The following is a 26,747-nucleotide window of genomic DNA, read 5'->3' on the forward strand; positions in this document are numbered from 1 at the left end:
GCGCTAGCGGAAGCGCGACGGTTTGAGGTCGTATTTCGCCAGCTTATCGTAGATCGTCTTGCGCGGGGTTTGCAGCATCGCCTGCAATTGCGCGATATCGCCCCGGCATTGGCGCAGCGCGTCCTCCAGCACGGTACGCTCGAAATCGGCGACGATCTGCTGCAGGGGGCGGTGTCCATCGATGGCGGAGCCGGGGCCGCCGATATCGGCAAGGCCGAGCACGAAGGCGCGCGCATAGCCGCCCAGTTCGTGGAGATTGCCCGGCCAGTCGTGGGACAGCACGTGGCTCCACTGCGCCTCTCCGATTGTGGGAGCATCGCAATCAAGCTCGCGCGCGTGGCGGGTGACGAACAGGCGGAAGATTTCCGGCACGTCCTCGCGCCGCGCCGCCAGCGCGGGAAAGGCGATCTGAACCGCGCCCAGCCGGTGCCACACTGGATCGCGGTCGGTGTGCGAGCCGTCATCGGGCAAACGGGCGATGATGACGCGGATATTGAGCCGCCGCGCGGTGCTTGCGCCGATCGGCAGCACTGTGCGGGTCTCGACCAGCGACAGCAGTCTTGCGGTCAGCACCGGGCCGGCCGCCGCGATCTCGTCAAGGAAAAGCGTCCCGCCATTGGCGCGCTCGACCAGCCCGGTGCGTGACAGCCCGCCCCGCGACGAACCGCTGCCAGGATCGCGCCCAAACAATAGCAGTTCGGCGTCTTCGTGGGCGAGAATTCCGGCATCGACCGTCACGAAAGGGCGAGTGCGGCGCGCGCTGGAATCGTGGATCAGACGCGCGGCGTGGCTTTTGCCGGTGCCGGCCGGGCCGGTCAGCACCACGTCAATTTCGGACCGCGCCACGCCTTCGATCACCGAACGCAGCCGCTGTGCAGCGGGCGACGAGCCGGGGATCGCGTGCCCGGCACTGCGTCCCGCTTCCTCGCGCAAGCGGCGGTTTTCCAGCGCCAGCGCGCGGCGCTCGCTCGCGGCGCGCACCGCGCGGAACAGGTCTGCCGAGGAATAGGGCTTGGTCAGGAAATCCGCCGCGCCGTTCTTCATCGCATCGACCGCCATCGCGATGTCGCCATGCCCGGTGGTGAGGATCACCGGCAGTTCCGGGTCGACCTCGCGCAACCGGGCGAAGAAGGCGATCCCGTCGATCCCCGGCATTCGCACATCGCTGACCACCACGCCCGGGTAATCGGGGGTGAGCCAGCCCAGCGCGGCGCGGGCATCGGGGAAAGCGACCACCTCGGCGCCTTCAAGGCTGAGCGCCTGCATGGTGGCATCGCGCAGCGGCGGATCATCCTCGACCAGTGCGATCCGCAAGGGGGTCGGTGCGGCGGTCATGCGGCGAGCATGACCATGGTGAAGCGCGCGCCGCTGGCCGTGTCTTCGTGGACCAGATCACCGCCGATCTGGCGCATGATGTCGCGCGCAATCGCAAGGCCGAGACCGATGCCTTCGGTCTTGGAGGTGACGAAGGGCTGGAACAGCGTGTCGCGCAGGTCCGCCGGCACGCCGGGGCCATCGTCGGTCACGCTGAGGCGCAGGGTGCCCGCCGCGCGAGTGACGGCAAGCATGATCTGTCCGCCTTCGCCCGCCGCCTGCACCGCGTTCTGGAGCAGGTTGACCAACACCTGTTCCAGCTGGACGTGGCGCGCGCGCACCTTGGCGGCGGCCGCTTCGCCAGCGGGCGGAGTAAGGGTGATGCCTTTCTGCCGGATCTGGTCGCGCAGCAGCAGCCGCGATCCGTCGATCACCTCGGCCAGAGTGATGTCGCGCGGCTCCTCGGCAGAGCGGCGGCTGAAATGCAGCTGTTCCTCGGTAATCTCGCCGATCCGGCCCGCAAGGCTCGCGATCTTGCCGAAATTGTCCGCCGCCTCGGCGTGGCGGTCCGCTTCGAGCAGGCGTTCGCCGCTTTCGGCATAGACACGCATCGCGGCGAGTGGTTGGCGAATTTCGTGGCCGAGCCCGGCTGTGATCTGCCCCAAAGTCGCCAGCCGGTTGGCCTGCTGCAACTGGTCGCGCAATGCCGCGGTCTGCTCGGCAACATGGGCAGCTGCGCGGGCCTGACGCTGGCGCCGCCACACCGCCGCCCCCGCGCCCGCCAGTGCGAGAAGTGCGATCGCGATCACCCCTGCCAGCCGCCCGTTGGCTGTCGCCACCAGCAGCCGCGGCGCGGGATCGGCAAGCAGGTGCAATTCCCATCCGATCGGGGCGATCGGCTGGGTTTTCTCGATCATCCGCATGGGGGAGGCGGCTGTGCCGGTGGCAGGCAGTTCGAACGGTCGGGGTTGGGCCACGCCGAAGCGCATCGCATCGCGCGCCGGATCGCGCGGCGCGGCGGTTTCAGCGCGGTTTTCCGCCGCGCGAAAGCGCCAGTCGGGATTGCTGGCGAGCAGTACGATGCCGCCCGTGTCGGTGACGAACACCCCGTCCTCGGCATCGCGCCACTTGGCCTCGAGACTGTCGAACTCGACCTTGACCGCCACCACCCCCAGCGGATTTTCCGCCGGGCCGACCCGCTCGGCAAGGTAGAGGCCCGGGCGGCGGCTGACGGTGCCGAGCGCGAACTCGCTGGCGGTGCCATCGCGGCGGGCACCTGCGAAATAATCGCGGAAGCCGTAATTCGAACCGATGAAGCTGTCGGGTCTGTCCCAGTTGCTCGCCGCCAAGGTCAGCCCACGCGCGTCCATCAGGTAGATCGCCGCTGCATTGGTCTGCTGCGCCAGCGCGGCAAGGCGGCGATTGAGCACCCGGCGCTGCCAACGGTCGCCCGCCAGCAGCGCCGCGACTTCGGGATCGACCGCCAGCACACGCGGGACAAGGCTGAACTTGTTGAGTTCGCTTTCCAGCCCCGCTGCCAAGATCGCTGCCTGACTGGTCGCGGCAGCGCGGGTTTCGTCCAAAGCGCTGACCCGCATCGCCCGATCGAGCCCGAGCATCGCCAGCGCGCCGAGCAGCACGATCGCAGCCAAGGCGATCGGAACCAGATGCCAGCGCCCCAACCTGTATTGCATGATGCCCCCAAGGTGCCGCGAAGTGGCACTTGTGCGCCTTTCCGCACTGGGAGCAAGAATTTTGTGCGGAATTCCGCACAGTTTTCGCGGCTCGTCGGGGCAGGTTTCTGAATATCCTGCATTTCCTTTCATGACGCCATTCGCTTGCAAGCGTGGTGTCGCGGCCCGATCATGCAAGCCGGAGAGACAGAGGCCGGGGAACCAGCAGATAATGGGCGCGCAGGCAGCCATGACACCGGGGGCGATTGCCGCACCGGCGAAGAAACCGCTTTACCGGCAGCTGTATGTGCAGGTGCTGGCGGCTATCGCGCTGGGCGCGTTGATCGGGCATCTTTATCCGGAATTCGGCACCGCGCTCAAGCCGCTGGGCGATGGGTTCATCAAGCTGGTGAAGATGATCATCGCCCCGGTCATCTTCCTTACCGTCGCCACCGGCATCGCCGGGATGAGCGACATGAAGGCGGTCGGCAGCGTCGCGGGCAAGGCGTTCGCCTATTTCCTGTTCTTCTCCACGCTGGCGCTGATCATCGGGCTTGTCGTCGCCAATGTGGTGCGTCCGGGCGAGGGGCTCAACATCGATCCCGCCACGCTCGATACCGCTGCAGTCGAAGGTTATGCCAAGACCGCGGAAAGCCAGTCGATCAGCGGCTTCCTGCTCAATATCATCCCCGAGACCCTGTTCAGCGCCGTTACGGAAGGAAATATCCTCCAGGTGCTGCTGGTCGCAATCCTGGCGGGCGTGGCGATTGCATCGACACGCCCGCACAGCGATCTGGTGATGGACGTGCTGTCCTCGTTCAGCGAGGTGGTGTTCAAGCTCGTCCATATGCTGATGAAGTTCGCGCCGATCGGGGCATTCGGCGCGATTGCGTTTACCATCGGCGAATTCGGGCTCGGCTCGCTCGCCAATCTCGCGGCGCTGATTGCCACCTTCTACGCCACGTCGCTGCTGTTCGTGCTGGTGGTGCTGGGGGTGGTCGGATACCTCACCGGCTTCTCGATCTTCGCGCTGATCCGCTATCTGCGCGAGGAACTGCTGCTGGTGCTGGGCACGTCATCCTCCGAAGCCGCGCTGCCGAGCCTGATGGAGAAGATGGAGATTGCCGGCTGCAAGAAGGCGGTCGTGGGCATGGTGGTGCCGACCGGCTATTCCTTCAATCTCGACGGCACCAATATCTACATGACGTTGGCGGCGCTGTTCATCGCGCAGGCGCTGGGGATCGACCTGTCGCTGTCCGAACAGCTGGCGCTGGTGCTGGTGGCGATGATCAGTTCCAAAGGTGCGGCGGGCGTGACGGGCGCGGGCTTCGTGATCCTTGCCGCAACGCTTTCCGTGGTGCCGAGCGTGCCGGTGGCGGGCATGGCGCTGATCCTCGGGATCGACCGCTTCATGTCCGAATGCCGCGCGCTGACCAATTTCATCGGCAATGCTGTGGCGACGATCGTCGTGGCGCGCTGGGAGAATGCGCTCGATCGCGAACGGCTCGCCGCTGCGATGGCAGGCACGCCGATGCCGCTGCCCGAAGAGGATATCGAGCGTCACGAACGCAGCGGCCCTGTCAGCGAGAAAATCGCCGAAGTGCTGGAGGCAAACCCATGATCGCGCGCCGTCATCTATTGGCGCATGGTGCGCTGCTGGCGATGCTCGCCGGAGCGGGGCCGCGGGTGCCGTTTGCCGCCGCGCACTCCGCCCCTGAGGAAATCCTGCTGTGGCCGGGCCGACCGCCCGCCAACGGCAATGTCACCGGACCGGAGAAGATCGGCGGGCCGGGCGCGGGCTACGGCGCGGTCTCGAACATCTCGACGCCGCGTATGCGGGTCTATCGCCCGGCAGTGCCGAACGGCGCAGCGGTGCTGGTGGCTGGCGGAGGCGGGTATTTCCGGATCCAGTTGTGGAAGGAAAGCACGCCCGCCGCCGAATGGCTGCAGGCCCGCGGTTTCACCGTGTTCGAACTGATCTACCGCCTGCCAAATGATGGCTGGGATTCCACCGCACCGTTCATGGATGCGCAGCGGGCGATGAAGATCATTCGCGGCCGCGCAGCCGAATTCCAGCTCGATCCGTCCAGGATCGGCATCATGGGCTTTTCCGCAGGCGGCCATCTGGCGGGCTTCACCGCGCTTCAACCCGCCCGCGCGCTCTATGACGGCGCTGATGCCTACGAGCAGGTTTCCGCGCGGCCAGATTTCGCGGTGCTGCTTTTTCCGGTCGTCACCTTGCGCAAACCCTATGACACCACCCGCACCCGGCGCGAAATCGTGGGCGACAAGGCCAGCGTCAAGGACGAGGCGGCATGGTCGCTCGATACCTATGCGGACAAGCACGCGCCGCCCACCATCATCTTTGCCGCCGCCGACGATGCGATCACGCCGCCCGGCCACGGCATCTTGTTGTTCGAAAAACTGGTCGCCGCCGGGGCGAGCGCGGAACTGCATCTGTTCCGCGACGGCGGGCACGGCTGGGGTCTGGGCAAACCCGGTCAGGTCATCAGCCAATGGCCTGCGCTGTTCGAGCAATGGGCACGCTCGCTCAAAATTATAGAAAAACAGGGAGAATGAATATGTCGACACGGCTTTTGGGCAGGCTTGTCCTGATGTGCGGTGGCAGCCTGATCGCCGCCACCTCGGTTCACGCTCAGGTGGTGGTCCCCGCGCCTGCCGCTGCGGATGAAATTCCCGCCGACGCACCCCGGTCCGAGCGCGAGATCATCGTCACCGGTACCCAGATTCAGGGCGCCAAGATCAATGATGTTCTGCCGGTCACCGTGGTCGACGAGATCGACATCCAGAACATTGCCGGCGCTTCGGGCGATGATCTGTTCCGCGCCATTCCGCAGGCGGGCGGGGTCGCGTTCAACGAACAGAACGACGTCAGCCAGAACAATGCCCGCGGCGACGTCGCCTCGATCAACCTGCGCGACCTTGGCACCGGCAACACGCTGGTGCTGATCAATGGACGGCGCATGGTGCTGAGCCCCGGTTTCCAGACCGAATTGCTGGTGCCGGTGGTCAGTTCCGATGCCAACGAGATCGCGCCGGGCAGCGTCCGTCGGCTCGAGGTTCTGCGCGACGGCGCTTCTGCGATTTACGGCGCGGATGCGGTTGCGGGCGTGGTCAACACCGTGCTGCGCGGCAATCGCACGGGCGGTTTCATCGAAGGCGAATGGCGCGGCGGTGACGGCACCAGCCTGTACAGCACCCAGCTCAATGGCGGCTACGGCTTCGACTTCGGCGGCGGGCGCGGCAATTTCACTGTCTATGGCGGCTATTTCCACGAAAACGGCCTGCCGTCCTCGGCGCGGCCCTATTCCGCCGATGATGATCGCCGGGCGCTGGTGGAAGGCACCGATTTCGAAGGCGATACGCAGTTCAACAACCGCAACACATTCGGTCCATTCGGCCAGTTCGACATTCAGGCGCCATCGAGCCGCACGCCGATCGGCGATGACGATTTCTACCTGCAGCCCGACAGCTTCACCGGCTGCAGGCTCGATTTCGGCGGCGGTGTGTGCGCGCGCAACGGCACCACCCCGGCCCCGGATGTGCGTTACAACCGGGCCTTCGGCACCACGCTGATCAGCGAAAAGACCCGCTATAATGCGGCGGCGCTGTTCAGCTACGAGTTTACCAACAGCCTCGAAGCCTATTTCGAAGGCACCTATTACCGTTCGGAAAGCAGCCGCAACATCACTCCTGCGGCGATCCTCAGCGCAGTGCCGGTCGGGATTTCGCGCAACGCGTACTGGAACCCCTTCGGCGCGGTGACCTTGCCTGACGGCACCCCCAACCCCAATCGCCTGCCGGGCACCACCATTGCCGCCGGCGGCGCGGACCTCATCATGGAGCGTTACCGCTTTGTGGATGTCGGCCCCCGCACCGTGGATGTCGACAAGGATACCTATCGTCTCGTCGCCGGTCTGCGCGGCAATTTCGGTGCGTGGGATTTCGATACCGGGTTCGTCTATTCCGAAGCCAAGCTGACCGATCTCGAAGGCAATCGCGTTTCGCTGACGCTGATGCAGGAGGCGATCAACCGTTCGACGCCCGATGCCTATAACCCGTTCAACGGCGGCTGCGTGACCGGCGATCCGGGGGAGGGCGACTGCACACCCAATCCGCAAAGCGTGATCGACCCGTTCCTGATCGACGTCTTCCGCACCGGCGGCACCACGCTTGCGCTGGCGGATTTCAAGGTCAGCAACAGCACCCTGTTTGCGCTGCCGGGCGGCGATGTCGGGATTGCGGCTGGGGTGGAATGGCGGCGCGAGACGTTCTTCGACGATCGCGATCCGCGGCTTGACGGCACCATCACCTGGACCGACAGCGTCACCGGCGTGTTCAACGAGAGCGATGTTGCCGGAACCAGCCCCTCGCCCGATACCAGCGGCGCGCGGCAGGTCTATTCAGCCTTTGCCGAAGTGTTCGTGCCGCTGGTGAGCGAGGATATGGATATCCCGCTGATCGAAGCGCTCAACCTGCAGCTTGCAGGCCGGATGGAGCATTTCGCCGACATCAACGAAACCGCTGTGGTGCCGCGCGTGGCAGCATCGTGGACGGTGATCCCCGGCGTAACCTTCCGCGGCGCCTGGTCTCAGGGCTTCCGCGCGCCGAACCTGGTGCAGGTCAATGACGCAGGCACCACCCGTTCCAACACGCGTGACGATTTCGTGATCTGTCAGGCGCAGGTCGAAAAGGGCATCATCGATGATCTGGGCGTGTGTCCGGGTGCGGGCGTGATCAGCTTCCGTTCGGGATCGGACCAGCTCGCGCCCGAGGACAGCACCAGCATCAACCTCGGCATCGTGCTCGAGCCGCGCTTCATTCCCGGCCTGACGCTGACGGCGGATTACTGGCGCGTAAAACAGCGCGGGCTGGTCGGCACTTTCGGGGATGACAACGCGATCGCGCTCGATTTGCTGCGGCGGCTTGCCGGCGGCAGCAACCCCAACGTGGTGCGTGCAGATCCGACGCAGGAGGAGATCGATCTGTTCGCCGGAACCGGCCTGGCCCCGGCTGGCGAGATCCTGTTGGTCAACGATCCCTATCTCAACCTCGACAGCCGCACATCCAAGGGCATGGATTTCGGGCTGTTCTACAACGTCCCCGATTTCGGCATCGGCAAGTTCCGGCTGCGCTTCAACGCGGCACGGCTCGACAGCTTCGTGCAGTCGGCCGGACCTGATGCGGAGGAACTGCTCGACGGGATTGCCGCCGGGGTTCTGCCGCCTGAAGTGGTCGTTGGGGGGCTGGGCGAACTGCTCGAGATCGAGGGGCGACCCGAATGGCGCTTCAGCGGGTCGGTCAACTGGGATACCGGGCCGGTCGACGTATCGCTGTTCGCCAGCTATGTCGGCGAGGTATGGAACACCAGCGTGACGCGCGATGACCCGATCATCTCGGACGATCCGAACGCCAATTTCTACCGTGTCGGAGACTTCCTGACCTTCAACACCGCGATCGCCTACACCATCGAGAACAACACTGCGCTCGATGGCACACGGATCCGGTTCGGCATCAACAACCTGTTCGACAAGGATCCGCCGCTGGCAGACGATACCTATGGCTACCTCAGCTCGCTGCATTCGCCGCGCGGCCGGGTATTCCGGGTCGAACTGCGCAAGCCGTTCTGATGCGGGCGGCGCGGTGGCAATGTGCGGCGTTGCTGGCGCTGGCTGTGGCGAAGGGGGCAGGTGCGCATGCGCCGCCCCCAGAACCACCGCTGGGCGACGAAGCACCGGCGGTATCGCCTGATTGCCGCACCGCCGCCGCCAGCCTTCATTTCGATTTCGCCGGAGCAGCGCCTTCTGCCTGTGCGATTACCGGAGAGCGCGATTTCACGCTGCTGGTAACGCCGGAGCATGCCCCGCCGATCAATCCGAGCCCGTGGTACGCTTTCCGGTATGAGGCGGACGAAGGCGGGCCGATCACCGTGACCCTGCGCTATCTCGCCGGGCAGCACCGCTATGCACCGAAACTGGCCATGGGCGACGGCGAATGGCGCGAATTGCCGGCGGAACCGACGCCGGACGGCAAAGGTGTCGTGTTGCGACTGCCCGCAGGCAAAGGATCGGTTTCGGCGCAGGAGCGGATCATCCCCGGCGATGCCAGCGCGGATCTGGCACGCTGGAGCGGGTTGGCCGGCGCGCAGCCTTTCCAGCTTGGCCAGTCCCATGATGGCCGCCCGATCGAGGCGATCCGGATCGGCCGCGCCGATGCGCCGAGGCTGGTGGTGCTGCTCGGCCGTCAGCATCCCCCCGAAGTGACCGGGGCGATTGCCATGCGGGCCTTCGTCGATGCGCTGGTGGAAGCACGCGCGCGAGCACAGCAGGATTTTGCCGACTTACAGTTCCTCATCGTGCCGATGCTCAATCCCGATGGGGTGGCGCGCGGTCACTGGCGTGCCAATCGCGGAGCACAGGATCTGAACCGCGACTGGGGGGCATTTACTCAGCCCGAAACCCGTAGCGTCAAGACGTGGCTCGATGCGCTGCCTGCAGGCGTGCGACCGGTGCTGATGGTGGATTTCCACTCGACCCGCAGCAACCTGTTCTACGTGCAGGGGCCGGACGAGGCGAGCGCGGCGCAGCAGCGGTTCCTTGCGGCATGGCTGGAGGCACGCGAAGCCGAGGTTCCGGGCTATTCCTTCTCCATCGAACCGCGCAATGCCAATCCCGGTAGCGGTACGGCGAAGAACTGGTTCCACGACGCCTATGGCATCCCGGCCTATACCTACGAGGTGGCCGACGAGGCCGATCGCGCAGCAACCCGCGCCGCCGCCGGATTACTGGCGCAAACCCTGCCCGAGGCGCTGACCGCTTTGGCGGACTGAAGGCTGGAGGCGTTCAGCAATCAATTTCCAGCAAGGTTTCGCCCGCCAGCAGACTGCCCGCAGCCGGTAGCAGACCCGGCGCGCTGGTCTCGTCCTGCGATTGCGACTGCAGCGGCCACCACAATTCGAAGATCGTGCCGCAATCGGGCCAGCTCTGGATCGTCAAAGCGCCGTTATTGCTGGCGATGATCCCGGCAACGACTGCCAGGCCAAGACCGGTTCCGGCCTCGCCCTTGTCGGTAAAGAACGGCTCGAACACGCGGTTCAGGTCCTCGGCAGCGATTCCGCAGCCGGTATCGCTCACCCGGATCACGGCGGAGGGCACCTGCGGCAGCGTACCGATGGTCAGCGTGCCGTTCGGCAGGTAATCGGGATCGGCAATCACTTCCAGCTTGATGCGCGAAACCTGTCCGGGCTGGAGCGCATCGCGGGCATTGAGCGCGAGGTTGAGCACCACCTGATTGAGTTCGGTATCGTCGGTCCGCGCCATCAGCGGCGCGGACGGCACGTCAACCTCGATACGGTGGAGCGGATCGGACAGGCTGGGCGCGACCAGATCGCGCACGTCCCACACGGTCTTGCGCAGATCGACCAGCCGGGGATCCGGCACCCGGCGGCTCACCGTCAGCAGTTTTTCCACCAGCCCCGCCGCGGTCGAGGCAGCGGACTGGATGCGCAGCGCGTGGTGGCGGACGCGTTCGTCCTCGATGTTGCGCAGCAATTCCGCAGTGCCCGAGATTGCGACGATGAGATTGTTGAAGTCATGCGCGATGCCGCTCGCCAACTGGCCCACCACTTCCTGTCGCTGGGCAAGCATCAGCTGTTCGCGCAGCCGCGCCTTTTCGCGCTCCATCGCCCGCCGCTCGCCGATGTCGCGGGTGACGCACACCATTCCGCCTTCGGGCGAGAGCGACAGGGCCACTTCCTGCTCGATCGGGGTGGCGTCGCGTCCGCGCCCCTGGGTTTCGCCGCGCCATTGGCCGATCTGCCGGACGACGGGCATCGCCTCATCCTTGATCCGTTCGCCTTCGACCGGATCGTAAAGGATGCTCCAGGGCTGACCGATCAGCGGCGCAGCGTCGTCATATCCGAACATCAGCGCATGGGCGCGGTTCATGAAGATGAAGCGCCCTTCCGCATCGGTGATGGCAATGCCATCGTCCGACGCCTCGATCGCGGCGACCAGCCGCGCGAGGCGGGCTTCGGTGGCGACGCGCGAGGCGTCGCTTTCGAAGCGGCCGGCGGCCACTCGGGCCATGACATCGCGTTCGCGATCGGATGCGGTGTCGAGCACGCCGGGCTCGAGCAGCGCGGCGAGGCTGGCCGCTTCACGTTGCAGGGTCTGGGCAAGCGATGGATCAGGCTGGTGCATGGTGTGACTGCTTTGCAAAGCTGGAGTGGTGGAAGTCGCCCTTGACCTGATTGACGCCTGCTTTTCCGGCGCAATTCAGGCGTGTGGCAATGACGTCCTATCCTTCCGTATCTGTCGCTCCCTTCCTCGGTATGTTCATCTATCCGGAGGTTGCCTCGCGCTAACCAAAGGTTTTTGCGGGCACGCTTCCCGGCGTCGGAGATCCCCTCGCGCCGATCAGAGGCCGCGGTCCTGTCGGCATTCGGAGGTCAGCCGCGGCACGCCGCCGATGGGTGTGGCCAAACCCAGAAAAACCAATGGAAGCGGCAAGATGGTGGCAGGCGCGATCATGCTCGCTTCGGCCGCCGCGACCTGTGGTGCTGACAGCAGCGGCTTCAATGCAGACATATCTTCCAATCTACAAAATAGAATGGTTTCGAAGATTTATTGAATTTTTCAGAGGGAAGACGCTGGTCTAGATACCTCTCCGCAACCCCGACACGAAAGGGCCGGAGCATGGACACAGCCAATCACCAGCAGGAATTCGCGGCGCAGGAGCATGGCCATCGCCTCGCTTTGGCCCCGGCGCACAGCCGATCCGGCCTGCGGTTGGTCAGCACCGGCTTACGGTTGGCAGAGCCGGTCCTGGCGCCCGACGCTGCGTGGGCCGATGCCTTTGCGCAGCTGACGGGTTGGCTCGATATCGCGGTGGAACCGGTAGCGGCGAACCGGACACCGGGCCTGCAAAAGGTCGCGGCATGGGCACGCTCCGCCGCCGGCACGGTCGCCGCACCGCAGTTCGCACCGTGGCAGCCGATCTCTCCGGTGGCGCTGCAGAACGCCGACAATCCCGATCTGCCGCGCGCCGACTGGGCCGCGAGCTATCTGTTCGATCATGGGCAGGGCAGCGGGCAGCGGGTGGGCGCGCTCGATCTGATGCTGATGTCGCCTCATCCGGCGCGCTGCGAGCCCGGGGAAGATCGCGCGGCCCCGCTTCCGCGTCTTGGCATCGTCGAAGCAATGCTCCGCGCCGCCCGGAAAGAGGGCCGCAGCAGGATCGCGATCATCGTGCCCGCGAGCCAGCGTAACGCAGCGATAAAACAGCTGTTGATGGCTGGCCGCTCGCTGACCCGGGACGGGGTCGAGCTGGAAATTCTTGCCGTCGAACAGGCGCTGGCCGGATTGCTGTTGCCGCGCCCGCAATGGGATGCGCTGATCGTTACGCCGTGTCTGCGCAGTATCGTGTTCGCGATGCTGGCGCAGGCGACCGGCGTCGCCGGGCCGTGGCCGATGCTGTGGCATGGGGCTCGCGGTCTGGTGCTGGTTGCCAGCGAGGTGTTGAGTGACGCGCGCGGGCGCCTGCCGCTCGATGCGGCGGTGATGACACAGGCTCTGGCGTTGACCATGCAGCACGCAGGCAAAACGTCGGCGGCGCTGCGGCTTCACCGGGCCAGCGCCCAATTGCGCGACAGCGGGGTCGTGACGCCGTCGCGCGGTTCGCCCGCACCCTATGTCACCGAAATCGACGATGCGCAGTTCGTGCAACTGGTCTGCTCGGGCAGCGCGGCGAGCAAGCGGGTTGTGCCGCATTGGCGCGCCATGCCCGAAAGTCCTCCCACCGTCCCGACGGGCGATGCCGCGCGTCTGACCCTGGTGGCAGCCAACCTCTCACCTTCCGCTTTTTGAAAGGGCGCCCAACGTGCCAAGCCGAAAGATTGTCGCCACCGAACTCGCCGGCGTTCTGCGCCAGATTTCTCACCCGGATCGCATTCGCTTGCTGCTGAAGCTGCAGGCTGGCGATCTGACCGTCAACGAGCTGGCCGAAACGCTCGAGATTCCCGCCACCCGCGTCTCGCAGCATCTCGGCGTGCTGCGCGCGGTGGGATTGGTGGAAACCGAATCCAAGGCGCAGCAGCGGGTCTATTGCCTCAGCCAGCCGGAACTCGCCGGATGGCTGATCGACGGCATCGATTTCATCGCCCACCGGCTCGGCCGCGCCAGCGCCAAGGATATCGAGCTGGCGAAAGAGCTATGGCACAAGGAAGCGTCAGAAACGGTCAGCTGACCTTCCCCATCAGGCGGCAGGCCGCTGCATCAGCCCCGGGATCGATGTTTTGCCCGGATCCTGCGAGCGCCGTCCGTAACGCTGCACCAGCTCGTTCCATTCGACCGTCAGGCTGCCGCCAGTGCTCTGGTGCAGCTTCTCCCACGAGGAGAGCATCTCAAGGCACGCATGGTCGATATATTCGAGCTTCTCGACATGGATATGCATTTCCGATCCGCGCGGTGCCCGTTCCAGCGCGCCTGACAATTGCGGGATCGAGAAGAAGGTTGCCGATCCGGTCAACCACACATCGGTGCGGTTGGTTTCGGCGGTGTTGGTCACTTCGATCTCCAGATGCGAGAAAGTGTAGACCAGCTTGAGGGTCGCCAGACCGAAGCCGAGGATAACGCCGGTGAGCAGGTCGATCGCGACCACGCCGAACAGCGTCACGAAATAGATCGCCAGTTCCTGCCTGCCGAATTCGGCGATCTTGCGGATCTGGGCCACGTTCACCAGCTTGTAACCGGTGTAGACGAGGATCGCGGCCAGCACCGCGGTCGGGATTTCGTTGAGCACGAACGGGAACGCGGCCACCGCCAGCAGCAGCCACGCGCCGTGCAGGATCGCGGAAATGCGGGTGGTTGCGCCAGCTTCGACATTGGCGGCAGAGCGCACGATGACGCCGGTCATCGGCAGCGCGCCCACTGCGCCGCAGATCAGGTTGCCGATACCCTGCGCGCGCAGTTCCTTATCGTAATTGGTGCGCACGCCGATGTGCATCTTGTCGACCGCTGTGGCGCATAGCAGCGTTTCGGCGCTGGCGACGAATGCGAACACGATGCCGAGCGTGATGATGTCGGGATCGAGGAACCCGGCAAGCGCGTCGCCAGTGGGAATATTCAGCGCCGTGGTAAGATTGGCCGGCAATTCGACCAGCGTGATCGGCAGCGCGAAGACGAAGGCGAGGGCCGTGCCGACAAACACGCCCAGCAACGGGCCGGGCAACAGGGCGAGGCGTTTCGGCTTGAACTTGTTCCACGCGACGATGGTGAGGATGGTGATGAAACCGGCCATCGCTGCAAGGTGATGCACCGATCCATCGACCGGGATGGCATTGATGATCGCTTCGGGAATGGCGGCGATGTTGGCAAGGCCGCTGGAGCGCGGAGCGGCATCCAGCATCACGTGGAATTGCGACGCGAAGATCAGCACACCGATGCCCGCCAGCATCCCGTGGATGACCGAAGGCGAGATCGCCCGGAACCACTGGCCGAGCCTGAACACCCCGGCGAGCAATTGCAGCGCGCCTGCAATCAGCCCGACGACGCCGAGCATGATCAGCCCGTGTTCCTGCACCAGCTGGTATACCAGCACCGCCATGCCCGCTGCCGGCCCACTGACCTGCAGTGGCGATCCGGCGATGCTGCCCACCACCAGACCACCGACGATGCCCGTGATCAGGCCCAGCGCAGGCGGCGCGCCCGAGGCGATCGCGATGCCCATGCACAGCGGCAGGGCAACGAGAAACACCACGATAGAGGCGAGGAAATCCCTCCCGACGACGGCAGAGCTCAGGTCAGTGGCATTCGGCTTCATCGTGAAAGTGCTCCGGCGCGGAAGAGAGGGGAGGTGTGCACGGCGTTTTCGGCAGGCGGGATCGGGTCAGCAGGCGTGATTGGCGACCATGGCGGAGGCGACTTCGCTGGCATAACGTTCCTCGACCGGAACCCAGGTGCCGCTAGCCTCGTCAAAGGCGGAGACTTCGCCCGTCTTGATGTCATAGACCCAGCCGTGCAGCTTGACCGATTTCTGCGCGAGCGCCACCGCCACGGTGGGGTGGGTTCTGAGGTGCTGCAGCTGCAGGATGACATTCTGTTCCAGCAGCATCCGCATCTTGGTATCCGCATCCAACCCGGCACCCAGCGCCTCGGTAATGTCGACCGCGCCCTGCGCAAATCCAAGCCATTCGCGCACGTGCGGCAGGTTGGTCAGGCCGGCGGGGTTCATCGCGCCCTTCATCGCGCCGCATTCGGTGTGGCCGCAAATCACGATGTGCGGGATCTGGAGCGCGCCGATGGCGAATTCGATCGATGCAGTCACGCCGCCGGTCTGCTTGGTGTGCGGCGGCACGATGTTGCCGGCATTGCGCAGGATGAACAGCTCGCCCGGATCGGTCTGGGTCAGCATCGCGGTTTCGATGCGGCTGTCCGAGCAGGTGATGAACAGTGCCTCGGGGCTTTGACCGGTGCTCAGACGCTCGAACAGCGCCTGCTTTTCCGGGAAAACCTCGCGCTGGAACTTGATGACACCAAGGGCAAAATTCGACATTCGGGTAGTCCTCTCAGCTGGAAGTCTCGGGGGCGTCAGCCGTCCACAGCTCGCGCACATGATCAATGTGCGAGCCTTCACCAAAGCGGTTGCGGACATCGACAAAATCGAGCGCCTCGACGATCCAGGCGGCAATGCCGGGATGGGTCAGGCGGTAGAAATGATTGCGCCCCTCGCGCCGGTCTTCGACGATCCGGTGGGCGCGCAGCGGGGCCAGGTGCTGGGAAATGCGGGTTGCGGGCAGATCGAGCGCGGCGGCGATGCTGCTCACATCCTGCTCTCCGAGGCGCAACTCCTCGATCAGGCGCAGCCTGTCAGGGTGCGCGAGCAACCGCAGCAGATCCGCCAGTTCGCGGGATACGATCATCCTGCTTGGCAATACATCCTCCCACACCTGCAAGGTTCTGCAGACTTGAATGCTTGAAGCTATTGAAGGTATCGGATTCGGTCAAGCAACTTGCGTGCGGGATCGGACGGACGCTTGCATTCGCGGCGCGCCCGTCCGACACTCGGCCCGGCAGGAGAAAGACCCGATGGCATCGGCAAGCGCGCATCCCGACGATCCGCATTTCGTCCACCGCACCGGCTGGTTGCGAGCGGCGGTGCTGGGGGCCAATGACGGGATCGTCTCGGTCGCATCGCTGATCATCGGGGTGGCGGCGGCGGGGCCTGCGCCCGGTGCGGTGCTGATCGCGGGGGTGGCGGGGCTGGTCGCAGGCGCCATGTCGATGGCGGCGGGGGAGTTCATCTCGGTCTCCTCGCAGCGCGATTCCGAACAGGCCGATATCCGGCGCGAGAAACTGGCGCTCAAGAAGATGCCGGAGGAAGAACTCGCAGAACTTGCGGCGATTTACGAGGGACGGGGACTCAGCCCCGACACGGCGCTGCTGGTTGCGCGCGAACTGAGCGCCCGCGATGCCCTGACCGCGCATATCCGCGACGAATTGGGCCTGTCGGACGCACTCGCAGCGCGGCCGCTGCAAGCCGCTTTTGCCTCGGGCATGACCTTCAGCGCTGCCGCTGCACTGCCGGTACTGGTTGCGTGGGTGGTTCCGGCTTCGGCCATTGTCCCTGCTGTCCTGGCAGTCGCGGTTGCGGCGTTGGCGCTGCTGGGTGCGATCGGCGCGCGTGCAGGCGGAGCGCCGCTGCTTCCGGCTGTTCTGCGCGTGCTGGGCTGGGGCGTGTTCGCGATGGGGATCACCTTTGCCATCGGATCGCTGCTGGGCGTCAGCGTCTGACACTGACGGTCTGCGTCGTCTTTCCCATGGCCGCGCGCACCGCGCCCTGCTAAGCTCACCGCTGGGCAAACCGGGGAAGGATATCAGGCGCGTGGCAATCGGCTTTACCGTCAATGGCAAGGATGTGAGCGTGGAGGCCGAGGCCGATACGCCGCTGCTGTGGGTTCTGCGAGAGGATCTCGCGCTGACCGGCACCAAGTTCGGCTGCGGCATTGCCGCCTGCGGGGCGTGTTCGGTGCATGTCGATGGACAGATCACCCGCTCGTGCAGCGTGCCTGTCAGTGACATCGCGGGCAAGACCGTGACCACGATCGAAGGGCTGAAGGGCGATGACGGCACGCTCCACGCGGTCCAGCAGGCGTGGATCGCCGCGCAAGTGCCGCAATGCGGATATTGCCAGTCCGGCCAGATCATGGCGGCGGTTGCGCTGATCGAGCAGACTGGCACGCCGTCCGACGCCCAAATCGACGAGGCGATGACCAATATCTGCCGCTGCGGCACCTATCCGCGTATCCGCACGGCGATTCTGGCCGCCACCGGTCAGGCGGCCGCCGCTGCCGTGCAGGGAGAGGCATGATGGCCGACAACCCCAATCCCAATATCGACGAAGTGGGCGCCGCGCCCGCGCCGGAAACGCCGGTCAAGAAGAAGGGCGTGAAGCGCCGCATCTTCCTCGTCGGCAGCGCGCTGCTGGTGGGCGGCGGCGTGTTCGGCCTGTACTGGACAGACAGCGACGCGCGGGCCCGCGCCAAGGCGCTGACCACCGGCGATGGCGAGCACAATTTCCTCAGCTGGATGAAGATCGCCGAGGATGACATCGTCACGCTGTTCTCGCCGCATATCGACATGGGGCAGGGCACCCACACCGCGCTCGGCCAGATGCTGGCGGACGAGCTCGATGCCGATTGGAGCAAGCTCAAGATCGAGCAGGCGCCGTCCGATATCGCCTTTTCCAACACCGCGCTGGTGCAGAGCTTCCTTGGCGAGATGACCGGCTATCCCGGCGTCATCAACGCGCTGCCTGCGGCGGTGATCGGGATGTTGACGCGTTCGCAGAAGATCCAGATCACCGGCGGTTCGTCGGCAGTGCGCTTTACCGGACAGGGCGGAATGCGCGTGGTCGGCGCGGCGGTGCGGCTTGCGCTGATAGAGGAAGCGGCGGATCGTCTCGGCGTTCCTGCCAGCGAATTGACCACGGCCGACAGCGCGGTGACGCACGCCGCATCGGGCCGCAGCCTGCGTTACGGCGAATTGGCGGCAGGCGCGGCGGAACGATCGCTCGACAGCGCGCCGACACTCAAATCGCGCAAGGATTACAAGCTGATCGGCAAGCCTGTGGCCCGGATCGACATCCCCGCCAAGGTGGATGGCAGTGCGGTGTACGGGATCGATCTCACGCTTCCGGATATGCGCGTGGCGACCATCGCGGCGGCTCCGGTGCGCGGGGGCAAGCTGGAATCGGTCGACCAGGCGCCCGCGCTGGCGGTGGCCGGGGTGGAGAAGGTGGTGACGCTCGATGACGCGGTGATCGTCATCGCCAAGGGGTATTGGCAGGCGCTCAAGGGCTTGCAGGCGCTGTCGCCCAAGTTCACCGATGGCGGTAGCAGCGCAATGTCGACCGCCTCGGTCTACGCCGCGCAAGCCAAGCTGCGCGAAGCCGGGAAGCCCGATGCCGAAGCGGGTGCGGGCGATGTCGATGCCGCGCTGACGGCGGCGGGCGATGCAGCCATCACCGCCGATTTCCGGACGCCGTTCCTCCACCACGCGATGATGGAGCCGTTTGCGCTCACCGCGCATTTCAAGGACGGCAAGCTCCACCTGTGGGGCGGCTTGCAGGACCCGATCGGCGCGCGTGACCGGGCGGCCAAGGCGGCCGGGCTGGAGATGGACGACGTGATCTTCAACCCGATGATCATGGGCGGCGGCTTCGGCAGGCGTTTCCCCGGCGTGACCGAGATCATCGATCAGGCAGCGCTGCTGGCAATGCAGGTGCCCTATCCGGTCAAGCTGATCTGGAGCCGTGAGGAAGAGGTGCGCCACGGCACCTACCGTCCGCAAACCTCGGCCCGGCTGACCGCTGCGCTCGGCGACGACGGCCGCATTGCGGCATGGCGCAGCGACTTTGTGCAGGGCGAGGATTCCGAAAGCGAGGCCGGGTTCATCTATGATGTGCCCGCGACATCGCGCCGCCATTTCGCTTACAAGTCGAACCAGATCGACGGCCCGTGGCGATCGGTCAATTCGACTCAGGTCGGCTTCTACAACGAGAGCTTTATCGACGAGCTGGCTCATGCCGCGGGCGAAGACCCGTACCAGTTCCGCCGCAAGCATCTGCCCGAAGGTTCGCGCCACCAGAAGGTGCTCGATACCGTGGCGACCCGCTCCGGCTGGGGCACGCCGCTGCCCGAAGGCACCGGGCGCGGGATTGCGATTGTCGAGAGCTTCGGCACCATCGTTGCCGAGGTGATCGAAGCGACGGTCAAGGACGACGGCAGCCCCAAGGTGCTCAAGGCCTGGGCGGTGGTCGATTGCGGCACCACGGTCAGCCCGGTGAATGCCGAAGCGCAGATTGCAGGGGGTCTGATCATGGGGCTTTCCTCTGCCATCGGTGAGGCGATCACGCTGGAGAAGGGTGCGGTGGTCGAGAGCAATTTCAACGATTACAACCTGTTGAAACTCGCCGATGCGCCGCCTGTGATCGATGTCCATTTCATCGAGAGCGATGCACCGATTGGCGGTATCGGCGAACCCGGCCTGCCGCCCGCCTCGCCCGCGCTCGCCAACGCGCTGTTCGCGGCGACCGGCAAGCGCATCCGCACTCTGCCGCTGATGACGCAGGCCAAGGCCTGAGCAGCGGCTGCGCGTCGTGAGCCTTCCCGGCTGGAGCGCGCTGGTGCTGGCGGCGGGGGCAGGGCGGCGCTTCGGCGGGGGCAAGCTGCTCGCGTTGCTTGACGGTGTGCCGGTGATCCGCCGCACGCTTGGCGCAGTGCTGACCGCAGGGTTCGACGAGGTGGTGGTCGCCACCGGCGCCGACAGCGCAGCCGTCGCGGGCGCGCTCCAGGGCCTCACCTGCCGGATCGTGCCGGCTGCGGATTGGGAGGAGGGCATGGCCGCCTCCCTGCGCGGCGGGCTGGCGGCGCTTGGCCAGCCTGCGAAGGGTGTGTTCGTGTTCCTCGGCGATATGCCGCTGGTGCCGGTTCATCTGTGCCCGGCGCTCGCTGGGCTGGCTGAGCAAGCGGGCTATGCCGCCCGGCCGCGCGTGGCGGGCAAGCCCGGCCATCCGGTCGCCTTCACCACCGCCGCGCTGCCCGATCTGGCGCGGCTGACAGGCGATCAGGGTGCCGCAAGTTCGCTCAAGGGTCATGCTGACGCGGTGATCTACTACGACACCGACGCGGTCGGCGCGGTGCTCGATATCGATGCCCCTTCAGACCTCGAGGTCGCCGAGCGTGCGTGGAACGCCTGCGCGACCTCGGCCACCAGCGACAGTGCGATGTCGCGCGGAGCCTTGCCGAAGCCCTGAAGCCCGATCGGTGCGTGCAGCCGCGCGATATCCGCCGCGCTCACCCCGTGCCCGCGCAACCGGGCAAGCCGCGCATCGAGCCGCGCCCGCGCACCGATTGCGCCGACATAGAAGGCCTCGCTCGTCAGCGCCGCCGCCAGCCCGCGTTCGTCATCCTCGCGGTCGTGCGAGAGTACCGCCACCGCCGTCCAGCGGTCGATGCCGATTGCCGCCAGCGCAGGGGCCGGAGCGGTGCGGTGATAGTGCAGGCCGGGGAAGGGCGGCGCTTCGGGACCGCCGGGGACGACCAGCACCACCTCGATCCCCGATTGCGCAGCAATGGCCGCTGCGGCGAGCGCAGCCCCGTCCTCACCGATCAGCACGAGCCGCGCGGCAGGCTCGAACAATCGGGCATAGGTTTGGCCGTCCCACGCGAAGGCGGGCGCATCGCTGCACATCGCAGCGCGCCGGTGTTCGCCGCCGCTTTCCCACCGCACCGGACGGCGCGCGGCATGGCCCTGCATCAGCACCGCGACTGCCGGATCGTCATCGGCCACCGGCTCGACCAGAACGGTGATGCCGCTGCCGCAGGCGAGCTTGATGTCGATCCACGGGCTGCCCTCGCCATAGCGCAGCGTCCGGGCTGCGCCCGCCGCCATGGCTTCGCGGGCGTGGCGGGCGACGTCGGCCTCGATGCAGCCGCCCGACAGGAAGCCCCAATATTCGCTGGGCGTGATCAGCATCTGCGCGCCCGGATCGCGCGGGGCGGAGCCTTCGACCGCGACCAGCGTGGCGATGGCGAACAGATCCCCGGCGTGCAGAACGTGCGCCAGCGGCTCCCGGATATCGTCGATTGCGGCGGTAAGTCGCCAAGTGGTCATGAGCAGCCTGCCTGAAGGGGAGGGATGCCGTTCACTAGGTGTCCGCCGAATTCCGTGCAAGCGCGTGGGGCGGTGATTCGCTTTGGCGGAGCGCCTGTAGGAGACACATGAGACACTGTCCTGAACACGAAAACCTGCCGCCCCGTCTGACCCGTCCGGAAAAGTGCGAGGGGATCATGGCAGGTCATCCGCGCGACCCTGTCAGCCGCCCGGACAGTAGGAAAGTGCGCTAGCGCAGCGCCGCCGCCTCGCGCGCCAAAGCCTCGACCTTGACCTTGTCCGGTGCGCCCTTGGGGACGACCCAGCTGCCGCCGACGCACAGGACCCGGTCGAAGGCGAGCCATTCGGCTGCGTTGTCCGGCCCGATACCGCCGGTGGGGCAGAACCGGACGTTTCCGAACGGCGCAGCCAATGCCTTCAGCGCGGGCAATCCGCCCGAAGCCATCGCCGGAAAAAACTTGAACCGGTCGAGGCCCAGATCCATCCCGCGCATGATGTCGCCCGCATTGGCGATGCCCGGCAGGAACGGCACGCCCGCTGCAATCGCGGCCTTGCCCAGTGGTTCGGTGAGGCCTGGGGAAACGATGAATTCGCTCCCCGCCGCCAGCGCCGCGTCGAGTTCGCGTGGGTTGGTGACGGTGCCCGCGCCGACAATCGCGCCGGGAACCTGCTTCATCGCCGTGATAGCGTCGAGCGCCGCCGGGGTGCGCAGCGTGACTTCGAGCACGCGCAAACCGCCCGCCACCAGCGCCTCTGCCAGCGGCATGGCGTGGGCGACATCGTCGATCACGATCACAGGGATCACCGGGGCGGTGCGCATCAATTGGTCAATCGCGCTCATTCGTCACATCCCTCCGGTGGCAAGCATTGCGGTGGCGCCTTGTTCGGCTCCGTCGGCGAAGCGGCGGAACATTCCGAACAATTCGCGCCCTGTGCCCAGCTGTTCGTGCGGATTGGGCGCAGCATCGCGCGCCTCAAGGTCGGCGGTGGTGGATAGCGTGCCGGTGACCGCGCAAACCTTCACCACATCGCCATCGCGCAGCCGGGCGAGCGGGCCGCCACCCAATGCCTCAGGCGTGCAGTGGATTGCGGCGGGCACCTTGCCGCTTGCGCCTGACATCCGGCCATCGGTGACCAGCGCGACCTTGAACCCGCGATCCTGCAACACGCCGAGCACAGGGGTCAGCTTGTGAAGTTCGGGCATCCCGTTGGCGCGCGGGCCCTGAAAGCGCACCACCACCACCACATCGCGGTCTAATTCGCCCGCCTTGAAGGCGGCGGCGACGCTCGGCTGATCCTCGAACACGCGGGCCGGGGCTTCGACCGTCCAGCGTTCGGGATCGACCGCCGATGTCTTGAAGCACGCCCGCCCGACATTGCCGGTGAGCAGCCGCATCCCGCCATCGGCGCGAAACGGAGCGCTGACCGGGCGCAGCATCGTGTCGTCGCCCGCCGCGCCGACTTCGCGCCACACCAGCGTATCGTCATCCAGTCCCGGCTCGCGCGCGTAATCCGACAGATCGCCGCGCCCGACGGTGAGGATATCGCGGTGCGCCAGCCCCGCTTCGAGCAGCTCGCCAATGACATAGCCCATGCCGCCCGCTGCGTGGAACTGGTTCACGTCGCCCGATCCGTTGGGATAGATCTGCGCGATAAGTGGCACCGCGCCGGACAGCTCCGACAGGTCGTCCCAGTCGAAGATCACGCCCGCCGCGCGCGCCATGGCGGGCAGGTGGATTGCATGATTGGTCGATCCGCCGGTCGCCAGCAGGCCGACCGCTGCGTTGACGATAGCCTTTTCGTCGACGCAATGGCCCAGCGGGCGGTATTCATTGCCCTTGCGCCCGATCGCGGCGACCCGGTGCACCGCCTCGCGGTCGAGCGCCTGTCGCAGCTTCGTTCCCGGCTGGATGAAGGCGCTGCCGGGAATGTGCAGCCCCATCATCTCCATCATCATCTGGTTGGAATTGGCGGTGCCGAAAAAGGTGCAGGTGCCGGGCGAATGGTAACTTGCCATCTCGCTCGCCAGCAATTCGGCGCGGTCTGCCTTGCCCTCGGCGTAAAGCTGGCGGACGCGCTGCTTTTCCTTGTTGGGGATGCCGGTCGGCATCGGGCCGCCGGGGACGAAGATCGTCGGCAAGTGGCCGAACCGCAAGCTGCCCATCAGCAGACCCGGCACGATCTTGTCGCAGATGCCGAGCATCAGCGCGCCGTCGAACATCGCGTGGCTCATGGCGACAGCGGTGGAGAGCGCGATGACGTCGCGACTGAACAGCGACAGTTCCATGCCGACTTCGCCCTGCGTCACCCCGTCGCACATTGCCGGCGTGCCGCCCGCGACCTGCACGGTGGCGCCGATTTCGCGCGCGTAGATCTTCAGCCGCTCGGGATAACGGTAATAGGGCGCGTGGGCCGACAGCATGTCGTTATAGGCGGTGACGACGCCGATATTCGGCCCGCGCGCGGCGACCATCGCGGGCTTGTCCTCCTCCATCCCGGCATAGGCGTGCGCGAGGTTGGAACACGACACCGCACTGCGATCGCCCATGTTGTCGCCTTCGCGGGCGATCAGGTCGAGATAGGCGGCGCGGCTGCTGCGCGAATTTTCGATCACCCGCTGGGAGACGCGGTGCAGGGTGTCGTGAAGATTACTCATGCCACGTTACTCCGTCGCGTTCGGCAAGGGCGATGGCGGCGCTCGGCCCCCAGCTTCCGGCGGTGTAGGTTCGGGGCGTCAGGCTTTCGGCGCTCCACAACGCGCGGATCGCATCGACCCATTCCCATTGCGCTTCCACCTCGTCGCGTCGCACAAACAGGGTCTGGTCGCCCTCAACCAGATCAAGCAGCAGCCGCTCATAGGCGATCCGCCGCACCGCGCCGCTGAACACGTCGGGCATGGCGATGTTGAGCGGCACGGAGCGCAGGCGGATGCCTTCGCGGTCCAGCCCCGGCACTTTCGCCATCAGCGAAAGGGTGATGTTTTCTTCGGGCTGGATGCCGATGACGAGCCGGTTGGGCTGCATCGTCGCGCCTTTTCCGGCGAAGATGCTGTGCGGCACGCAGCGGAACTGGATGATGATCTCGGTCACGCGTTTGGGCAGGCGCTTGCCGGTTCTGAGATAGAACGGCACGCCCTTCCAGCGCCAGTTATCGACATGCGCCTTGATCGCGACGAAGGTTTCGGTGTCGCTGTCCTTGCCCAACTCATCATCATAGCCTGGCACGGCCTGCCCGCCGATTGCGCCGGCGCGGTACTGCCCGGTGACGGTTTCGCCCGCGACGACCGGTCGCAGTGCGCGCAGTACCTTGACCTTCTCGTCGCGCACGGCGGTCGCATCGAAATGCGCAGGCGGCTCCATCGCGACCAGCGCGAGCAGTTGCAGCATGTGGTTCTGCACCATGTCGCGGATCGCGCCCGCATCATCGTAGAACGCGACGCGTCCTTCGAGGCCGACGGTCTCGGCGACGGTGATCTGCACGTGGTCGATATGCGCCGCATTCCACAGCGGTTCGAACATGATGTTGGCGAACCGCAGCGCCAGCAGGTTCTGCACCGTCTCCTTGCCCAGATAGTGGTCGATCCGGAAGATGCGGTGTTCGGGAAAAGCGCCCGCCACCGCGTCGTTGATCTCGCAGCTTGAGGCAAGATCGGTGCCGAGCGGCTTTTCGAGGCACATGCGCACCGTCTCACCCGTCAGCCCCGCCGATTGCAGCCCCTTGATCGTCGGGCCGAACAGGCTGGGCGCGGTCGAGAGGAAGATCGCGAGGCCGCGCTCCGGCGTGCCGACCTTCTCGGCCAGAGCGTCATAGCCTTCGAGCGTGGTCGCATCGAGCGGCTGGTAGCTGAGGCGGTTCATGAACTCGGCCATCCGCCCGCGCCGGTCCGCGGGCAGGTACTTCTCCAGCGCCGCGCGCGCGAAGTTGCGATATTCGCTGTCGGTCATCTCGCTGCGGGCGGTGCCGATGATCTTCAGATCGGGCGCGAGCAGCCCGTCGGCGTCGAGCGCGAACAGGCTGGGCAACAGCATCCGCTGGGCAAGATCGCCGGTGGCTCCGAACAGCAGCAGGCGGTCAGCGGTGAAGCTCATGCAGGGGGCCCCTTCTTGGCGTGCGCTCTACCTAGTCGCGCACGCGCAAGCCTGCCACCCCGGCGCATACTTATTCAAGCCCTTCGGGCGTCACGCAGGCTTTCTGGCGAAGATCCCGAACCCGGCGATAATGGCATAGCACGCCGCTGGCAGCACCAGCGCAAACGCCAGGCTGGTCGCGTCGGCGAGCGCGCCATACAGCACCGGCACCACCGCCCCGCCGCAGATCGCCACGTTGATGATCCCCGATCCGTCCGCCGCACGCGGGCCGAGCTTTTCGCAGGCCAAGCTGAAGATGGTCGGGAACATGATCGCGTTCATCAGGCCCACGGCCAGCAGCGAATAGCCCGCGACGGTGCCGGTGGAATTGGCCGAGATCGCAATCAGCGTGATCGCGCCAGCCGCGACGGTGGCGAGCAGCAGGCCGGGGCTGACCATGCGGAGCACTGCCGATCCGATGAAGCGGCCCACCAATGCGCCGCCCCAGTAGAGCGAGATCAGCTTGCCCGCGCTTTGTTCGGGCAGGTTCAGCACCTCGGCCTGCATCAGGTAATTGACGATGAAACTGCCGATCGCGACTTCGGCGCCGACATACAGGAAGATGCACGCAGCCCCATAGCCGAAGCGCGGGCGCTTCAGCAGCGCAAGCCCTTCGGCCAAGCTGGTGTGTTCGTGCTTTTCGCCCTTCAGCCGGTTGCGGAACAGCCAGACCACGCCCGCGACAACCGCCAGCGCGGCGGCAAGGCCGAGATAGCCGTTCACGATCGCCTGACTTTCGGCGGTGCGATAGGCGGCCAGTTCCGCGCCCGACAATTCGGCGGCAGTCACCCCGGCGATGCTGCCAAGGATCAGGATTGCGCCGAAATAGGGGAAGATCGTGGTGCCGAGCGAGTTGAACGCCTGTGCAAAGGTCAGGCGGCTATGCGTGGTTTTGACCGGCCCAAGCACACTGATCAGCGGATTGGCGACGATCTGTACCAGCACCACACCGGTTGCCAGGATGAAATAGGCGAACAGGAACATCGGGAACAGCGCCGTCTGGCTGGCCGGGATAAACAACAGGCACCCCGCCATCATCGCCAGCAGTCCGGCCACCGCGCCGCGCATATAGCCCAGCTTCTTTACCAGCCGCGCGCCCGGAACGCCGACCACGGCATATGCGATGAAGAACCAGAACTGCACCAGGCTCGCTTCGAAAAAGCTGAGCGTGAACAGCTCTTTGAGCTTGGGGATGATGACATCGTTCAGGCTGGTGATCCCGCCGAAGATGAAGAACAGCGCGAAGACGAAGTAATTCAGTCCCGGCGCATCGACCTGCGGGCCGTCTTCCTCGATCGGAAAAGGATCGGTGCTGGTCGCCAGACCGGGTGCTATCGCCATGCTCTCTCTCCCCATTGCGAACGTTCTCAAGACGCCGCTTGTGCAGCAATGCGCGATTGTTTTGCAAGATTCCAGTCCGAATAGGAATGCACATTGAT

Annotated in this window: 21 protein-coding genes and 1 pseudogene; 10 read left to right on the forward strand and 12 right to left on the reverse strand. The window is 65.8% G+C overall.

The window, feature by feature from the left end:
* Window positions 1-3: 3 nt before the first annotated feature.
* Both Q0L48_RS03815 and Q0L48_RS03820 read right to left on the reverse strand, forming a co-directional pair.
* Window positions 4-1,335: a sigma-54 dependent transcriptional regulator gene (locus Q0L48_RS03815; protein WP_296717442.1), complete on the reverse strand. Its 1,332-nt coding sequence runs from the start codon at window positions 1,333-1,335 to the stop codon at window positions 4-6.
* On the reverse strand, window positions 1,332-3,008 hold the full coding sequence (locus Q0L48_RS03820) for an ATP-binding protein (RefSeq protein WP_296717443.1): 1,677 nt from the start codon (window positions 3,006-3,008) through the stop codon (window positions 1,332-1,334). The genes Q0L48_RS03815 and Q0L48_RS03820 overlap by 4 nt, the downstream gene beginning before the upstream one ends.
* A gap of 229 nt (window positions 3,009-3,237) precedes the next feature.
* Between Q0L48_RS03820 and Q0L48_RS03825 the strand changes: the two genes are divergently transcribed.
* The 4 genes from Q0L48_RS03825 to Q0L48_RS03840 are packed head-to-tail and all read left to right on the forward strand — an operon-like array spanning window position 3,238 to window position 9,837.
* Window positions 3,238-4,608: a dicarboxylate/amino acid:cation symporter gene (locus Q0L48_RS03825; protein WP_296717907.1), complete on the forward strand. Its 1,371-nt coding sequence runs from the start codon at window positions 3,238-3,240 to the stop codon at window positions 4,606-4,608.
* Window positions 4,605-5,567 carry an alpha/beta hydrolase gene (locus tag Q0L48_RS03830; RefSeq protein WP_296717446.1) on the forward strand — a complete coding sequence of 321 codons (963 nt, stop codon included), beginning with the start codon at window positions 4,605-4,607 and terminating at the stop codon, window positions 5,565-5,567. Before Q0L48_RS03825 ends, Q0L48_RS03830 begins: the two co-directional genes overlap by 4 nt.
* A gap of 2 nt (window positions 5,568-5,569) precedes the next feature.
* Window positions 5,570-8,638, forward strand: a complete 3,069-nt coding sequence (locus Q0L48_RS03835; RefSeq protein WP_296717447.1) for a TonB-dependent receptor — start codon at window positions 5,570-5,572, stop codon at window positions 8,636-8,638.
* On the forward strand, window positions 8,638-9,837 hold the full coding sequence (locus tag Q0L48_RS03840) for a M14 family metallopeptidase (protein ID WP_296717449.1): 1,200 nt from the start codon (window positions 8,638-8,640) through the stop codon (window positions 9,835-9,837). Before Q0L48_RS03835 ends, Q0L48_RS03840 begins: the two co-directional genes overlap by 1 nt.
* Before the next feature lie 13 nt (window positions 9,838-9,850).
* Here Q0L48_RS03840 and Q0L48_RS03845 read toward each other — a convergent pair whose 3' ends face one another.
* Together Q0L48_RS03845 and Q0L48_RS03850 are read right to left on the reverse strand one after the other, a co-directional pair.
* A complete protein-coding gene (locus Q0L48_RS03845; RefSeq protein WP_296717451.1) occupies window positions 9,851-11,209 on the reverse strand; it encodes an ATP-binding protein in 1,359 nt (452 codons plus the stop codon).
* Between the two features lie 216 nt (window positions 11,210-11,425).
* The gene (locus tag Q0L48_RS03850) at window positions 11,426-11,596 is read right to left on the reverse strand and encodes a hypothetical protein (RefSeq protein ID WP_296717452.1); all 171 of its coding nucleotides are present in this window, start codon (window positions 11,594-11,596) and stop codon (window positions 11,426-11,428) included.
* A 108-nt stretch (window positions 11,597-11,704) separates the two neighbouring features.
* Between Q0L48_RS03850 and Q0L48_RS03855 the strand changes: the two genes are divergently transcribed.
* The gene (locus tag Q0L48_RS03855) at window positions 11,705-12,874 is read left to right on the forward strand and encodes a hypothetical protein (RefSeq protein WP_296717454.1); all 1,170 of its coding nucleotides are present in this window, start codon (window positions 11,705-11,707) and stop codon (window positions 12,872-12,874) included.
* 13 nt (window positions 12,875-12,887) lie between these two features.
* Window positions 12,888-13,253 (forward strand): helix-turn-helix transcriptional regulator, encoded by a 366-nt coding sequence (locus tag Q0L48_RS03860; RefSeq protein WP_296717456.1) that lies wholly within the window; start codon window positions 12,888-12,890, stop codon window positions 13,251-13,253.
* Between the two features lie 9 nt (window positions 13,254-13,262).
* On the opposite strand, the gene Q0L48_RS03865 is transcribed toward Q0L48_RS03860, so the two are convergent.
* From Q0L48_RS03865 to Q0L48_RS03875, 3 genes are all read right to left on the reverse strand, one after another.
* On the reverse strand, window positions 13,263-14,828 hold the full coding sequence (locus Q0L48_RS03865) for a SulP family inorganic anion transporter (protein WP_296717458.1): 1,566 nt from the start codon (window positions 14,826-14,828) through the stop codon (window positions 13,263-13,265).
* Between the two features lie 66 nt (window positions 14,829-14,894).
* Window positions 14,895-15,560 carry a carbonic anhydrase gene (locus Q0L48_RS03870; RefSeq protein WP_296717461.1) on the reverse strand — a complete coding sequence of 222 codons (666 nt, stop codon included), beginning with the start codon at window positions 15,558-15,560 and terminating at the stop codon, window positions 14,895-14,897.
* 13 nt (window positions 15,561-15,573) lie between these two features.
* Window positions 15,574-15,954, reverse strand: coding sequence for a helix-turn-helix transcriptional regulator (locus Q0L48_RS03875; protein ID WP_296717910.1), 381 nt, complete (start codon window positions 15,952-15,954; stop codon window positions 15,574-15,576).
* 139 nt (window positions 15,955-16,093) lie between these two features.
* Between Q0L48_RS03875 and Q0L48_RS03880 the strand changes: the two genes are divergently transcribed.
* From Q0L48_RS03880 to Q0L48_RS03895, 4 genes and pseudogenes are all read left to right on the forward strand, one after another.
* Entirely contained in the window at window positions 16,094-16,798 is a 705-nt protein-coding gene (locus Q0L48_RS03880; protein ID WP_296717464.1) for a VIT family protein, read from the forward strand.
* A 91-nt stretch (window positions 16,799-16,889) separates the two neighbouring features.
* Window positions 16,890-17,375: a (2Fe-2S)-binding protein gene (locus Q0L48_RS03885; RefSeq protein ID WP_296717465.1), complete on the forward strand. Its 486-nt coding sequence runs from the start codon at window positions 16,890-16,892 to the stop codon at window positions 17,373-17,375.
* Window positions 17,375-19,648 carry a molybdopterin cofactor-binding domain-containing protein gene (locus Q0L48_RS03890; RefSeq protein ID WP_296717468.1) on the forward strand — a complete coding sequence of 758 codons (2,274 nt, stop codon included), beginning with the start codon at window positions 17,375-17,377 and terminating at the stop codon, window positions 19,646-19,648. The genes Q0L48_RS03885 and Q0L48_RS03890 overlap by 1 nt, the downstream gene beginning before the upstream one ends.
* Window positions 19,649-19,691: 43 nt before the next feature.
* Window positions 19,692-20,150, forward strand: a pseudogene (locus Q0L48_RS03895) (NTP transferase domain-containing protein); the annotation flags it as partial.
* A 29-nt stretch (window positions 20,151-20,179) separates the two neighbouring features.
* On the opposite strand, the gene Q0L48_RS03900 reads toward Q0L48_RS03895, so the two are convergent.
* The 5 genes from Q0L48_RS03900 to Q0L48_RS03920 all read right to left on the reverse strand — a co-directional run bounded on the left by Q0L48_RS03900 (window position 20,180) and on the right by Q0L48_RS03920 (window position 26,649).
* Window positions 20,180-21,181, reverse strand: a complete 1,002-nt coding sequence (locus Q0L48_RS03900; RefSeq protein ID WP_296717470.1) for an XdhC family protein — start codon at window positions 21,179-21,181, stop codon at window positions 20,180-20,182.
* A gap of 229 nt (window positions 21,182-21,410) precedes the next feature.
* Entirely contained in the window at window positions 21,411-22,022 is a 612-nt protein-coding gene (gene eda, locus Q0L48_RS03905; RefSeq protein WP_296717473.1) for a bifunctional 4-hydroxy-2-oxoglutarate aldolase/2-dehydro-3-deoxy-phosphogluconate aldolase, read from the reverse strand.
* A gap of 3 nt (window positions 22,023-22,025) precedes the next feature.
* Window positions 22,026-23,837 (reverse strand): phosphogluconate dehydratase, encoded by a 1,812-nt coding sequence (gene edd / locus Q0L48_RS03910; protein WP_296717476.1) that lies wholly within the window; start codon window positions 23,835-23,837, stop codon window positions 22,026-22,028.
* Window positions 23,830-25,269 (reverse strand): glucose-6-phosphate dehydrogenase, encoded by a 1,440-nt coding sequence (gene zwf / locus Q0L48_RS03915; RefSeq protein ID WP_296717478.1) that lies wholly within the window; start codon window positions 25,267-25,269, stop codon window positions 23,830-23,832. The genes edd and zwf overlap by 8 nt, the downstream gene beginning before the upstream one ends.
* Before the next feature lie 90 nt (window positions 25,270-25,359).
* Entirely contained in the window at window positions 25,360-26,649 is a 1,290-nt protein-coding gene (locus Q0L48_RS03920; RefSeq protein ID WP_296717481.1) for a sugar MFS transporter, read from the reverse strand.
* Between the last annotated feature and the right edge of the window lie 98 nt (window positions 26,650-26,747).

The sequence above is a fragment of the Erythrobacter sp. genome, assembly GCF_024305245.1.
Lineage (GTDB): Bacteria > Pseudomonadota > Alphaproteobacteria > Sphingomonadales > Sphingomonadaceae > Erythrobacter.